This is a genomic window from Streptomyces sp. NPDC049954, assembly GCF_040656295.1.
In the GTDB taxonomy this organism is placed as follows: domain Bacteria; phylum Actinomycetota; class Actinomycetes; order Streptomycetales; family Streptomycetaceae; genus Streptomyces.
On record NZ_JBFALS010000001.1, the window covers coordinates 41,388 to 54,372 of the forward strand.

The 12,985-nt window shown below is 72.1% G+C and carries 11 protein-coding genes; 6 read left to right on the forward strand and 5 right to left on the reverse strand.

All coding sequences use genetic code 11. The annotated features are described in order from the left end of the window. Positions 1-35: 35 nt before the first annotated feature. Positions 36-773, reverse strand: a complete 738-nt coding sequence (locus AB0J21_RS00175) for a hypothetical protein (protein ID WP_363143455.1) — start codon at positions 771-773, stop codon at positions 36-38. 159 nt (positions 774-932) lie between these two features. Between AB0J21_RS00175 and AB0J21_RS00180 the strand changes: the two genes are divergently transcribed. Continuing rightward, complete coding sequence (locus AB0J21_RS00180) at positions 933-2,903, forward strand: ABC transporter ATP-binding protein (RefSeq protein WP_363143456.1); 1,971 nt, start codon at positions 933-935, stop codon at positions 2,901-2,903. Continuing rightward, a complete protein-coding gene (locus AB0J21_RS00185; RefSeq protein WP_363143457.1) occupies positions 2,900-4,681 on the forward strand; it encodes an ABC transporter ATP-binding protein in 1,782 nt (593 codons plus the stop codon). Before AB0J21_RS00180 ends, AB0J21_RS00185 begins: the two co-directional genes overlap by 4 nt. Positions 4,682-4,893: 212 nt before the next feature. Here the strand turns inward: AB0J21_RS00185 and AB0J21_RS00190 are convergent, their stop codons facing one another. Beyond that, positions 4,894-5,685 carry a metal-dependent hydrolase gene (locus AB0J21_RS00190; RefSeq protein ID WP_363143458.1) on the reverse strand — a complete coding sequence of 264 codons (792 nt, stop codon included), beginning with the start codon at positions 5,683-5,685 and terminating at the stop codon, positions 4,894-4,896. 91 nt (positions 5,686-5,776) lie between these two features. Here AB0J21_RS00190 and AB0J21_RS00195 point away from each other — a divergent pair, with 91 nt between their 5' ends. Together AB0J21_RS00195 and AB0J21_RS00200 are read left to right on the forward strand one after the other, a co-directional pair. Then, positions 5,777-8,350, forward strand: a complete 2,574-nt coding sequence (locus tag AB0J21_RS00195; protein ID WP_363143459.1) for a DUF3516 domain-containing protein — start codon at positions 5,777-5,779, stop codon at positions 8,348-8,350. A 105-nt stretch (positions 8,351-8,455) separates the two neighbouring features. Next, a complete protein-coding gene (locus AB0J21_RS00200; protein ID WP_363143460.1) occupies positions 8,456-9,358 on the forward strand; it encodes an acyl-CoA thioesterase II in 903 nt (300 codons plus the stop codon). Positions 9,359-9,390: 32 nt separating this feature from the next. Here AB0J21_RS00200 and AB0J21_RS00205 read toward each other — a convergent pair whose 3' ends face one another. Together AB0J21_RS00205 and AB0J21_RS00210 are read right to left on the reverse strand one after the other, a co-directional pair. Beyond that, positions 9,391-10,527: a DUF6397 family protein gene (locus tag AB0J21_RS00205; RefSeq protein WP_363143461.1), complete on the reverse strand. Its 1,137-nt coding sequence runs from the start codon at positions 10,525-10,527 to the stop codon at positions 9,391-9,393. A gap of 143 nt (positions 10,528-10,670) precedes the next feature. Continuing rightward, a complete protein-coding gene (locus tag AB0J21_RS00210) occupies positions 10,671-11,072 on the reverse strand; it encodes a roadblock/LC7 domain-containing protein (RefSeq protein ID WP_363143462.1) in 402 nt (133 codons plus the stop codon). Between the two features lie 95 nt (positions 11,073-11,167). On the opposite strand from AB0J21_RS00210, the gene AB0J21_RS00215 reads away from it, so the two are divergent. Then, positions 11,168-11,596, forward strand: a complete 429-nt coding sequence (locus AB0J21_RS00215; RefSeq protein ID WP_363143463.1) for a PPOX class F420-dependent oxidoreductase — start codon at positions 11,168-11,170, stop codon at positions 11,594-11,596. Between the two features lie 299 nt (positions 11,597-11,895). Here AB0J21_RS00215 and AB0J21_RS00220 read toward each other — a convergent pair whose 3' ends face one another. Beyond that, entirely contained in the window at positions 11,896-12,489 is a 594-nt protein-coding gene (locus AB0J21_RS00220; protein ID WP_363143464.1) for a histidine phosphatase family protein, read from the reverse strand. A gap of 267 nt (positions 12,490-12,756) precedes the next feature. Here AB0J21_RS00220 and AB0J21_RS00225 point away from each other — a divergent pair, with 267 nt between their 5' ends. Next, positions 12,757-12,975: a CbtB domain-containing protein gene (locus AB0J21_RS00225; protein WP_363143465.1), complete on the forward strand. Its 219-nt coding sequence runs from the start codon at positions 12,757-12,759 to the stop codon at positions 12,973-12,975. Positions 12,976-12,985: the final 10 nt, after the last annotated feature.

Here is a 12,985-nt window from a genome sequence, read left to right on the forward strand (position 1 = left end):
GCGACAGCAGCTCCCCGCCCCGCCGCCTGGGGATGTCAGGCGCTGAGGTGCTTCTTGTCGCCCATGACCACGACCGGGTGCCGCGCGGGGTCGAGCGTGGTCAGCAGTGTGCGCATGCCGGCCTTCGGGATGCTCACGCACGCGGAGGTGCCGCTGCCGTGGTCCATGTGCAGCCAGATGCTCCCGCCCTTGGTCTGGCCCTCGGGACGGCTGGGGTCGTTCGGCGGGGTGCCCTTGACGCGGTTGTAGTCGATGGCGACGACGTAGTCGAAGTCGTGCCAGTGGGACTTGGCCCAGTAGTGGGGGGCCTGGATCGAGGCGGTCTGCGTGTAGGGCAGTCGCGCGCCGGGGTCGGCCAGGACACCGCCCGCGTCGCTCAGCGTGTACACCCCGACGGGGCTGCGCTTGTCGTTCTCGCGGTGGTCGGTGGTCCACCCCTTCTTGCCGTTGTGCCCCTTCCAGCGGGCGGCCTGGTCCCACGTGCTGCCGTGCTTGGCGTAGAGCACGACGGTGGAGTCGGCCGAGTCGGCGCCCTCGCCGTAGACCGCGACGACCTGACGGCTGTTGCCGGGGATCTGTCCCCGGAGGCGGTCCCCGACGCCGGGGATGCGGGTCAGACCGGTCGTCCTGGCCTTCTGCGCGGAGGGACTTGACCGCGGGGCCTTGTGCGCCGTGCTCGCTCCCCCGTCGCCGTCCCCCGAGGAGCAGGAGGTCACCAGGGCCAGGACGGCCGCTGTGCCGACCACGATTCTTGCCGTACCCGCGCTACGCATGCCACCCATCCTCGCATCCGGCGCGCGGGGCCCCGACGGCGTGGGGGGATGCGGCGACGAGCGGGGCGATTCTTTGCCGGAGGGCGGAAAACCGTTTGCCTTATCCCCGTCCCCGGAGCGAGTCTTGCCGGGTTTGCTCACCCTCGCACCTGGGACATCATGCACATTCGCGATCTTCCGTACGCGGACCCCGGAGTACCCGACGTACGGTCGGGCCCCCGCTTCCTGTACTGGCTCGGCCGTCACCAACTCGGAGGGCAGGCCAAGGCGCTCGGCTGGGGGGTGCTGCACTTCACCGGCATCGCCTGCCTGCCCTACCCGGTGGGACTGGCCGTGCAGGCCGTCTCGGACGGGGGCGACGGGGCAGGCCGGAGGCTGGCCCTGGCCGGGCTGCTGCTCGCGCTGTGCGGGGCCGGTGTGGCGGTCGGCGACGTGATGCTGCACCGCGCGGCGGTCACCAACTGGATCACGGCGGCCGCGCGCATCCAGCAGTTGCTGATCCGGAAGGCGGCGCACCTCGGCTCGGGGCTGACCCGGCGGGTCGCCGCCGGTGAGGTCGTGGCGGTGTCCACGGGGGACGTCGAGAAGATCGGCTGGTTCGTGGAGGCGCTGTCCCGCTTCCTCGCGGCCGCTCTCGCCGTCGTCCTGGTGTGCGTGGGCCTGCTCGTGTACCAGCCCGCGCTGGGCCTCGTCGTGGCGCTCGGGGTGCCGGTGGTGGGGCTGTCGGTCCTGCCGCTGCTCCCGCCGACCGCGCGCCGCGCCGACCTCCAGCGGGAGAAGGCGGGCCGGGCCACCGAACTCGCCTCGGACACGGTGGCGGGGCTGCGGGTGCTGCGCGGGATCGGCGGCGAGGAACTGTTCCTCGGCCGCTACCGGGCCGCCTCGCAGGAGGTGCGCCGGGCCGCCGTGCGCAGCGCCCGCCTGTGGTCGCTGATCGGCGCGGTGCAGGTGCTGCTGCCGGGGATGCTGATGATCGCGGTGGTCTGGTACGGCGTGCACCTGGCCGGCGAGGGGCGGGTGACGGTCGGTGAGCTGGTGACCGTCTACAGCACGGTGACGCTGCTGGCCTGGCCGCTGCGGCACATCGAGGAGATCGCGATGGCGTACTCCTTCTCCCGTCCCTCGGCCAAGCGCGCCGCACGGGTGCTCGCTCTGCGACGTGACGATCTCTCCGAGGACGTCACGCGGGAGGCGGCCCCCTCGGTCGCCGCGGGACTCCCGTCGGCCTCCGCGGAGCCCTCCGGTTCCCTCTCCGGCGAGTTGTACGACCCGCTGACCGGTCTGCGGGCCGATGCGGGCTCGTTCACCGCCGTGGTGTGCGGCGACCCGGACGCGGCCGGCCGGCTCGCGGAGCGGCTCGGCGGACACGCCCCGGACGCGGCCGGGCTCCCCTCGGTGCGGCTGGGCGGGACGGCGCTGGACACGGTGCCTCTCGCGGCGGCCCGCACCGCGGTCCTCGTGCAGGACAAGGACCCGGTGCTGCTGTCGGGCACGCTGCGCGAACTCCTCGACGTTCCCGCCTCCGGTGCCGTCCGCGCGCGGGCGGCGCTGGACGCGGCGCAGTGCGCGGACGTCCTCGCCGCGCTCGCCGAAGCGGGCAACCGCGAGCAAGCAGCGGACCGGGATCCGCTGGACGAGTGGATCACCGAGCGGGGCCGCTCCCTCTCCGGCGGGCAGCGGCAACGGCTGGCGCTCGCCCGCTCCCTGGTCACGGACCCCGAGGTGCTGGTGCTGGACGAGCCCACCTCGGCGGTCGACTCGCACACGGAGTCCGCGATCGCCGAGGGCCTGGTGGGTCTGCGGCAGGGGCGCACCACCGTGGTCATGACCTCCTCCCCGCTCCTGCTGGACCGCGCCGACCGGGTCGTGCTCGTGGTCGACGGCAGGGCCGTGGCGAGCGGCCCGCACCGGGAACTGGTGCGCGGCGAACCCCGGTACCGGGCCGTCGTGACCCGGGAGACCGACGAGGAGGTGGCAGCCAGGACCCTTGAGGAGGGCCCCGCCGCGACCGCGGCGCGGACCGGCGGCAGGACACCGGCGCCTGCCTCCGTCCCGGCCGCCCCCGGTACGGAAGCAGGCGCCGCGGAGTGGGAGACCGCACCGCGGACGCAGATCGAGGAGAAGGCATGATCGGGCTCGTACCCCCGGACTACGATCCGGCGACCCCCACCACGACGGCGACCCTGCCCGTGGGCAGCACGGCCACCGTACGCGCCTACGTCGGCGAGCTGTTCGGCCGGCACCACCGCCCGTTCCTGCTGCTCATCACGGTGAACGCCGTCGCGGTCGTGGCCTCGATGGTGGGTCCCTACCTGCTGGGCGACCTCGTCGAGAAGGTGTCCGACGGCTCCGACGACATCCCCCTGGGGCAGACCGTCGCGATCTTCGTGGCGGCCCTCGTCATCCAGACCCTGTTCATCCGGATGGTGCGGCTGCGCGGCTCGATGCTCGGTGAGGAGATGCTGGCCGATCTGCGCGAGGACTTCCTCGTCCGTGCGGTGAAGCTGCCGCCGGGCGTACTGGAGCGGGCCGGGACGGGCGATCTGCTGTCCCGTATCACGACGGACGTCGACCGTCTGGCCAACGCGATGCGGGAAGCGGTGCCCCAGCTCGCGATCGGTGTGGTGTGGGCGATCCTGCTCCTCGGCGGTCTCGCGGTGACCGCGCCGCCGCTGGCCCCGGCGGTACTGATAGCCGTACCGCTGGCGGTGGTGGGGTGTCGCTGGTACTTCCGGCGGGCCCCGAAGGCGTACCGCTCCGAGGCGGCCGGATACGCGGCGGTCGCCTCCGCGCTCACCGAGACCGTCGACGCGGGCCGGACCGTGGAGGCCCACCGCATCGGTGAGCGGCGCGTCGCGCTGACGGACCGCCGGGTCGCGCAGTGGACCGCGTGGGAGCGGTACACGCTGTGGCTGCGCTCGGTGCTGTTCCCCGTCATCAACGTCACCCACACGACCGTGCTCGCGGCGGTGCTGATGGTCGGCGGGGTCTTCGTCCTCCAGGGCTGGATCGACGTGGGACAGCTGACGACCTCCTCCCTGCTCGCCCAGATGCTGGTCGAACCGGTGGGGCTGATCCTGCGCTGGTACGACGAGCTCCAGGTGGCGCAGGTGTCGCTGGCCCGGCTCGTGGGCGTCAGCGAGATCGAGCCGGAGGAGGGGGACGCCTCGGTGGAACCCTCGGGGCGCCGGGTGCGGGCACAGGAGGTGCACTTCGGCTACCGGCCGGACGTGGACGTCCTGCGCGAGGTGACGCTCGCGGTGGAGCCCGGCACCCGGCTCGCGCTCGTCGGCCCCTCGGGGGCGGGAAAGTCGACGCTGGGCCGGCTGCTCGCGGGGATCTACGGTCCGCGGACCGGCTCGGTGACGCTGGGCGGGGCGGAGCTGTCCCGGATGCCTGCCGAGGCGGTGCGGACCCATGTGGCGCTGGTCAACCAGGAGCACCACGTGTTCGTCGGCTCGCTGCGCGACAACCTCCGGCTGGCCAGGGCCGAGGCCGAGGACGCCGAGCTGTGGGCGGCGCTCGGCGCGGTCGACGCGGACACCTGGGTCCGTGCGCTGGAGGGCGGACTGGACACGGAGGTCGGCTCGGGAGGCTTCTCCCTCACCCCGGCCCAGGCGCAGCAGATCGCGCTCGCCCGGCTCGTGCTGGCCGATCCGCACACGCTCGTCCTGGACGAGGCGACCTCGCTGCTCGACCCGCGCGCCGCCAGGCATCTGGAGCGTTCGCTGGCCAAGGTGCTGGACGGCCGGACGGTCGTGGCCATCGCGCACCGGCTGCACACGGCGCACGACGCGGACGTGATCGCCGTCGTCGAGGGTGGCCGGATCAGCGAACTGGGCAGCCACGACGAACTCGTCACCGCGGACGGGGCCTACGCGGCCCTGTGGCGCTCCTGGCACGACTGAGCGGCGCCTGCCGACAGCCTCTCGACGGCCGGCCGGGACACCCTGGCCGTCGGGGGGCCGCCCCTCTGCGCGCTCAGTGAGCGGTACCCGGAGGCCCGGTGACCCCACCGGACTCGATGACCGGATCACCTGGCGACACAGAACGTGATGCGGTGCCGGAGGGGGGCGGTGCGGTAGGTGCTCCCGGCCCTCGGACGGGTTGCGATCCGCCCTCATATGACGTTGAGAGCCACCAGTCCGCCCGCTCCGCCGAGGAGCATGAACACCGGCATGAGGATCTTGATCTCGACCCAGCTGCCCGCCCGGAAGCGCATGAACTTCGGCGGCCCGAGGGGGTACCAGCGCTTGCGGCCTATCGGCAGCGGCCACAGGATCGGGCAGCCGGAGACGGTGAGCGCGTCCCCGATGTCGTGGATCAGGGCGCCGAGGACGATCGGCAGGCCCAGCCACAGGTACTCCTGCCCCGGGTCGGTGAACAGCCAACCGGCACCGTTGCCCGGTTCGTCCATGATGTCGGCGATCATCCAGGCGCTGGTCGCGCCGAGCAGCCACACCAGTACGTCGCTGGAGACCCTGGCCTGGCGCCACAGGAGGCCCTCGATGGCCAGCACCATGTGCACGAAGAGGATCGCGAGTACCGCCCAGCGACCGCCCGTGACGGCCAGCCCCGAAGCGCCGGCGCCTATCAGGACCGCCCAGAACCAGGTGTGGGTGAGCGTGCGGTGCCCGCCGGTCCTGCGGGGGTCGCGTTTGCCCTTCGTCGCCTTGTAGACGCCGTACGACAGCGCGTCCACGAATCCGCACACCCAGCGCGAGAGCGGCCCGAAGGCCCGGGAGATCGTCGCCGACTTGTGGTCCAGGTCGGGGGCGAGCGCCGAGCCCGCGCAGATTAGCGCGCCGGCCACCAGAACCGGCCACGGCATCGTGTGCCCCTCGACGGCGGCCAGGGCCCCGACCCCCAGCCAGGCAGCCGCCCCGGAGAGCGAGTGTGCCGGACCCATCATCGTCCTGTCCCCCTGGTTCTTGCACCGCTGTGCAGTTGATGACCCGTCCGACATCCGTCCGTCGTCCCGGCGCCGGTTCAGGGTAGCCCCCATGATCGTCGCCCCGTCGGGCGATTCCCCCCTCACCGGCCGGGGAGGGCAAGATGGAGGGGTGACCCTTATCGATCAGCTGCCTCCGGATGCCGACCCCGACGCTCTCTACGACGCCTTCGCCGCGTGGACCGAGACCCAGGGCATCACTCTCTACCCGGCCCAGGAGGAGGCGTTGATCGAGGCCGTCTCGGGCGCGAACGTGATCCTCTCCACGCCGACCGGCTCCGGTAAGAGCCTGGTGGCGGCGGGTGCGCACTTCGCCGCGCTGGCCCAGGACAAGGTCACGTTCTACACCGCGCCGATCAAGGCGCTCGTGTCGGAGAAGTTCTTCGACCTGTGCAAACTCTTCGGCACCGAGAACGTCGGCATGCTCACCGGAGACGCCTCCGTCAACGCGGACGCCCCGGTGATCTGCTGCACCGCCGAGGTGCTGGCCTCCATCGCCCTGCGCGACGGCCGGAACGCCGACGTGGGCCAGGTCGTCATGGACGAGTTCCACTTCTACGCGGAACCCGACCGTGGCTGGGCCTGGCAGATCCCGCTGCTGGAACTCCCCCAGGCCCAGTTCGTCCTCATGTCGGCGACACTCGGTGACGTCTCGATGTTCGAGAAGGACCTCACCCGGCGCACCGGCAGGCCGACCTCGGTGGTGCGCTCGGCGACGCGCCCGGTCCCGCTGTCCTACGAGTACAAGCTGACCCCGATGACGGAGACGCTGACCGAACTGCTGGAGACCCGGCAGGCGCCCGTGTACATCGTGCACTTCACCCAGGCGCAGGCCGTGGAGCGCGCGCAGGCGCTCATGAGCATCAACATGAGCACGCGGGAGGAGAAGGACCGGATCGCCGAGCTGATCGGCAACTTCCGGTTCACCACCAAGTTCGGCCACAACCTCTCCCGCTACGTGCGGCACGGGATCGGCGTGCACCACGCGGGCATGCTGCCGAAGTACCGGCGCCTGGTCGAGAAGCTCGCCCAGGCCGGGCTGCTGAAGGTGATCTGCGGGACGGACACCCTCGGGGTCGGGGTCAACGTGCCGATCCGCACCGTGCTGTTCACCGCGCTCTCCAAGTACGACGGGACGCGGGTGCGCACGCTGCGGGCGCGCGAGTTCCACCAGATCGCCGGACGGGCCGGCCGGGCCGGTTTCGACACCGCCGGTCTGGTCGTGGCACAGGCCCCCGAACACGTCGTGGAGAACGAGAAGGCGCTCGCGAAGGCCGGCGACGACCCGAAGAAGCGCCGCAAGGTCGTCCGCAAGAAGGCCCCGGAGGGCTTCGTGGGCTGGGGCGAGAACACCTTCGACAAGCTCATCACCTCGGACCCCGAGCCGCTGACGTCCCGCTTCCGGGTGACGCACACGATGCTGCTGTCGGTCATCGCCCGGCCGGGGAACGCCTTCGAGGCGATGCGCCGGCTGCTGGAGGACAACCACGAGCCGCGCAAGCAGCAGTTGCGGCACATCCGCCGGGCCATCGCCATCTACCGCTCGCTGCTGGACGGGGGGATCGTCGAGAAGCTGGACACCCCTGACGCGGAGGGCAGGATCGTCCGGCTCACCGTCGACCTCCAGCAGGACTTCGCACTCAACCAGCCGCTCTCCACCTTCGCGCTGGCGGCCTTCGACCTCCTGGACCCTGAGTCGCCCTCCTACGCGCTGGACATGGTCTCCGTCGTGGAGTCCACCCTCGACGACCCCCGGCAGATCCTCGCCGCGCAGCAGAACAAGGCGCGGGGCGAGGCGGTGGCCGCGATGAAGGCCGACGGGGTGGAGTACGAGGACCGGATGGAACGGCTCCAGGACATCACCTACCCCAAGCCCCTGGAGGAACTGCTCTTCCACGCCTACGGGACGTACCGCACGAGCCACCCGTGGGTGGGCGACCATCCGCTGTCGCCGAAGTCGGTGGTGCGGGACATGTACGAGCGGGCGCTGACCTTCACCGAGTACGTGTCGCTGTACGAGCTGGCCCGCACCGAGGGCATCGTGCTGCGCTACCTGGCCAGCGCCTACAAGGCCCTGGAGCACACGGTGCCCGACGACCTGAAGTCGGAGGACCTGGAGGACCTCATCGCGTGGCTGGGCGAGCTGGTGCGCCAGGTCGACTCCAGCCTGCTCGACGAGTGGGAGCAGCTCGCCAATCCGGAGACGCTGACCGCGGAGGAGGCCCAGGAGAAGGCCGACCAGGTCAAACCGGTCACCGCCAACGCGCGTGCCTTCCGGGTCCTCGTGCGCAACGCGATGTTCCGCCGGGTGGAACTGGCCGCGCTCGACAGGGTCGGGGAACTCGGCGGGATGGACGCCGACGCGGGCTGGGACGCCGACGCGTGGGGCGAGGCGATGGACGCGTACTGGGACCAGTACGAGGATCTGGGAACCGGCCCGGACGCGCGCGGACCGCGTCTGCTGCTGATCGAGGAGCGTCCTGCGGACGCCCTGTGGCGTGTGCGGCAGATCTTCGCGGACCCGGAGGGCGATCATGACTGGGGCATCAGCGCCGACATCGACCTGACCGCCTCGGACGCGGAGGGCCGCGCCGTCGTCCGTGTCACCGCGGTGGGGCAGTTGTAGCGTCCGGCGCCCCGCCGACCGCGGGCAGCGCCCGCGCTCCCCCGCCGTGGACCGTTTCGGCCACGGCGGGTTTCCCGCCCAGGCCCGCGAGAAGGAGCCCCGCACATGATCCCGCCCGACGACGAGGTGCGCCCCGAGCGCCTGGTGGACCTGCTCGACCTGGAGCGGATCGAGGTCAACATCTTCCGGGGGCAGAGCCCGGACGAGTCGCTGCAACGGGTCTTCGGCGGTCAGGTGGCAGGGCAGGCTCTCGTCGCCGCGGGCCGGACGACTCCGCCGGACCGGCCGGTGCACTCGCTGCACGCGTACTTCCTGCGCCCGGGCCGGCCCGGGGTCCCGATCGTGTACGAGGTCGAACGGGTGCGGGACGGCAGGTCCTTCACGACGCGGCGTGTCACGGCCGTGCAGCAGGGGCGGACCATCTTCGCGCTGACCGCCTCCTTCCACCTCCCGGAGCCGGGGGCCTTCGCCCATCAGTTGCCGCCGGCCAGAGAACTGGGGGATCCGGAGGCGCTGCCCCGCCTCGCGGACGAGGTGCGGGAGCATCTGGGCGGTCTGCCTCAGGAACTGGAGCGGATGGCCCGCAGACAGCCCTTCGACATCCGTTACGTGGACCGGCTGCGCTGGACCACGCAGGAGGCGGCGGGCGCGGAGCCGCGCAGCGCGGTGTGGATGCGGGCGGTGACCCCGCTCGGTGACGACCCGCTCGTGCACACGTGCGCGCTCACCTACGCCAGCGACACGACCCTGCTGGACGCCGTCCGGCTGCCGGTCGAACCCCTGTGGGGCGCGCGGGTACTCGATCTGGCCTCGCTGGACCACGCGATGTGGTTCCACCGCCCGTTTCGCGCGGACGAGTGGCTGCTCTACGAGCAGGAGTCGCCGATCGCCACCGGAGGGCTCGGCCTCGCCCGCGGCCGCATCTACGACCGGTCGGGCAACCTGCTCGTCTCGGTGGTGCAGGAAGGGCTGTTCCGTTCCCGCGACGGCGGCCCGCTCGCGCGGTAGGGCCCGCCGGGAGCGCACCGGCCACGGGCACTTCACGGCCGCCTCCGGACCAGACGCCGCCACATCCCCAGGCGCCCGGCTCCGCGCCGGGCTCCGGCACGTTCCCTCCGCCGGCCGCCCCTCAGCGCGCCGTCCCTCCGCCCGTCGTCCTCCTCCAGGAGCGCCGAGGGAAGGGAAACCGGGCGCGCCGCGGCCGCGGGCACCGGTGCGGTGTCCGTCGGCGTGAGAGGCCGTGGCAGGGGCGAGGGACAGGTGTCCGCGGGCCGCGCGGTCCCGGGGTCCGCGGCCGGCGCCGGCCGGGGCACTCGGGCCGGCCGGGGTGCTGGGCGGACGGCGCGGGCAACTCGCAGTTCGTCGCCGAGACAGGCGCTCAGGAGCCCTCTTTCCTCAGCACCGCGCGCATGGAGCACAGGGCCGAGGACCGCTTCGGCCGGGCTCCCCGGCACGGCCGGGCGATAGGCCTCGGGTCGCAGTCGGTGGAGGTAGTCGCACTCGGCGGTGTCGGGAACGAGCGCGGCGACAGCCGAGGGGCCGAGCTGCGCGGCGAACAGCGCCGCCCGCTCCCACGGATCCCTCGTGACGCGGCCCAGACACTCCCGGCGGCGCCGACGCCAGGAGACCGGCCGAAGATCCTCCGTCGGGTCGGGTCCGAGCCTCCCGACGAGGGGCCCCTTCAGCAGTTCGGGCCGCCAGGCGGCGAATTCCCGCAGCTCGGCCACGCGATACAGCCAGACGACGGCGCGGTAGCGGTTGACGTAGAAGCGGACCGGGACGAGCTGGCCGCAGCGCGCGAGCCGTCCGAAACGGTTCGGCGCGATGTCCAGCAGGGCCGCGGCTTCCGCGGTACCCGCCGTACGCACCTGCTCGCGCAGGCTCGCGGGGAAACCCGGGACCGCGCGCAGCCGTGCGACCTCCTCGCCGGGGACGGTGCGCACCGAGCCGGCATCGCCCGGCGTGGAGGCGAACAGGCCGATTTCCGCCGCGAGTTCGAACTCCCGCTTACCGAGCCCGAGCCTGCCGGCCGCTTCGGCCGGTGGAAGAGGTGGAGCGGCTTTCGACGTCAGTGGCGGCGGACTGGGCAGCGCCTGGGGCGTGAGCGTCCCCCTCGGCATGCGGGGCCGCCCCGGGTCCGCACCGGACAGTCGGTTCTCTGTGTGGTTCTCCGCCATGACGATCTCCCCCGTACGACGCGTTCAGGTCTCGGGAGGAAACGTAGCTCTTGGGACAGACTTCGCGCTCGGCCTGTGGATAACTCACAAAGAGCGAGGTGGGAAGGGGTGCGACGATAATGAAGCAGCGCGGGGACGCTTCGTCAGCCGGTCTGTTGTGGCCTGCGGCTGCCGACGCCGAGGTGCTCACCGACCCGGTTCACCAGCAGCGTCATCTCATAGGCGACCTGGCCCACATCCGCGTCCGCGGTGCTCAGGACACACAGGCAGCTGCCGTCACCGGCGGCGGTCACGAAGAGCAGGGCGTCATCGAACTCGATCATGGTCTGCCGGACGCCACCCGCACCGAAGTAGCGCCCGGACCCCCTGGCCAGACTGTGCAGCCCGGAGGAGACGGCGGCGAGGTGCTCGGCGTCCTCCCGTGCCAGTTCGCTGCTCACCCCGGTGACCAGGCCGTCGTTGGACAGGACCAAGGCGTGCCTGACGCTTCCGACCCGCTGGGTCAGTTCGTCCAGGAGCCAGCCGATTCTCGCGTTCTGCGCCACGTTCCGCACTCCCCGTCCGACAACGTCCCCCCGACCGGAGGAACCGCACTGCCAGCCTTCCCCACCCCCACGGTCTCGACAAGCAGGATGGTCACATGGCACACAACATGACCGATGAGGAATGGCAGAACTTCGTCTCCAAGGGGACAAGGACGGGAAAACTGGCCACGGTGCGGGCGGACGGCAGGCCCCACATCGCCCCGATCTGGTTCGTACTGGACGGCGGCGACGTGCTCTTCAACACCGGAAAGGAAACCGTCAAGGGGCACAATCTGGCCCGCGACGGACGGGCGGCGCTCTGCGTGGACGACGACCGCCCTCCCTTCTCCTTCGTGACCCTGGAGGGGCACGTCGAGATCACTGAGGACTCCGAGGCCCTTGTGGCGTGGGCGACGCGGATCGCCGAACGGTACGTGGGCCCCGAGCAGGCCGAGGAGTTCGGCAGGCGCAACGGCGTTCCGGGTGAACTCGTCGTGCGGCTGCGCGTCGACAACGTCGTCGCCGTGGGAGGGGTCGCCAACTGACGGGAGAGCGGTTCGGCCGCGCCTGACCGACCCCGGCCTCCGGTTCGCGGAACCCTCCCGTGGACCGGAGGCTTCGGGATCGCCGGCGGGGAGCCTCTCAGCCTCCGCACTTACCACGGGCAGGCCCCCGACAGATCACGCCAGACCCTGCCGGGTCCGCCGGCAAGCACCGCCGCGTCCTCCACCCGCCCCGGGCCGACTCGTGACATGCCGTCGGCCGAGCACCGGGGCGAACCGGCGGGCGTCGACGAGAAGGACCGGGCGCTCACGTCCGGCGAGGCCGCGTCGCGCCCCGGCTGTCAGTCCTCCGCGTTCCCCAGGCGGAGGTTCCACCGTCCGGAGCGACCGGAGAGATCCGTGACGCTCAGGGGCCGGACGTCGAGGCGCCAGAACGCGGCCGCCGGCAGACGCAGGGCGTGCACGACGGCCGCGCGCACCGCGTCGGGCTCCACGACCAGGACATGCCGGCGTCCGGCGGTCGCCTCCTCCCCCGCGGCGAGGCCGGTGAGCCCGGCGCCCACCCGGCGGATGAGCGCGTCGAGCGGTTCACCGCCCGGCGGTACGTAGCCCGGGTCCTCCAGCCAGCGGCGGACGGCCTCCGGTTCGGTGGCCGTGAGTTCGTCGAGCGCACGTCCCCGCCAGTCCCCCACCGACTGTCCGGCGAACGACACGTCGGGACTTCCGTCCAGGCCGAGGGCCTCCGCCGTCTCGTGGCACCGCACGGACGGCGAGAGCAGGACGCGTCCTCGGCGGGGCGGGTGCACGAGGCCGGCGAACCGGGCGGCCGCCGCGGCGGCGCGCCCACGTTCGGTGAGCGGCAGGCCGTCGTCGAAGGCGGACCGTTCGAGCGCGACGCTGTGGGCTGGTGAGACCAGGATCACTCGCACCGTCATGCCCGACCTCCAGCCGTGTTCTCAAAAACCACGCCGCGAGCCCCACTTGGGGCCCGGGGGCGCGCTGTCCACGCCGAGACGCTCTTGGCGTACGGACAGGTGAGCGATATCGTCCCGGTGACATTACTCGCGACATGACGGAACCCGGTGAGAGCCCGGGACGGTCGCGCCACTGTATGCCGGTCCCGAACCGGTCGAGTCAGACCCGTCATGCCGCACCCGAGCTCCATCGACCGGGACGCGAGTTCCCTACCGGAGGCCACTGCCATGGCGCAGTCTGTCGTTCAGCCCACCTCGGGCACCACCACACCGCTTCGTCTGCCGATCCGCGCCGTCCTTCCGTGGGCCGTGTTCTTCGGCATCCTCATGCTGGCCCTGCTGTACTTCGTGGGCGCCGAACAGGGTGCCACCTCGGTCTTCTCGGGCACCGGCGTGCACGAGTGGGTCCACGACGGCCGGCACCTGCTCGGCTTCCCCTGCCACTGACGGGGCGGCA

What these genes read in the sequence shown, in the direction of transcription:
- AB0J21_RS00190 (WP_363143458.1), bottom strand. Translation starts at nt 5,685, where the DNA reads ATGATGGGTCCGGCACACTCGCTCTCCGGGGCGGCTGCCTGGCTGGGG.
- AB0J21_RS00215 (WP_363143463.1), top strand. Translation starts at nt 11,168, where the DNA reads ATGGCACACAACATGACCGATGAGGAATGGCAGAACTTCGTCTCCAAG.
- AB0J21_RS00195 (WP_363143459.1), top strand. Translation starts at nt 5,777, where the DNA reads ATGATCGTCGCCCCGTCGGGCGATTCCCCCCTCACCGGCCGGGGAGGG.
- AB0J21_RS00205 (WP_363143461.1), bottom strand. Translation starts at nt 10,527, where the DNA reads ATGGCGGAGAACCACACAGAGAACCGACTGTCCGGTGCGGACCCGGGG.
- AB0J21_RS00180 (WP_363143456.1), top strand. Translation starts at nt 933, where the DNA reads ATGCACATTCGCGATCTTCCGTACGCGGACCCCGGAGTACCCGACGTA.
- AB0J21_RS00225 (WP_363143465.1), top strand. Translation starts at nt 12,757, where the DNA reads ATGGCGCAGTCTGTCGTTCAGCCCACCTCGGGCACCACCACACCGCTT.
- AB0J21_RS00185 (WP_363143457.1), top strand. Translation starts at nt 2,900, where the DNA reads ATGATCGGGCTCGTACCCCCGGACTACGATCCGGCGACCCCCACCACG.
- AB0J21_RS00200 (WP_363143460.1), top strand. Translation starts at nt 8,456, where the DNA reads ATGATCCCGCCCGACGACGAGGTGCGCCCCGAGCGCCTGGTGGACCTG.
- AB0J21_RS00220 (WP_363143464.1), bottom strand. Translation starts at nt 12,489, where the DNA reads ATGACGGTGCGAGTGATCCTGGTCTCACCAGCCCACAGCGTCGCGCTC.
- AB0J21_RS00175 (WP_363143455.1), bottom strand. Translation starts at nt 773, where the DNA reads ATGCGTAGCGCGGGTACGGCAAGAATCGTGGTCGGCACAGCGGCCGTC.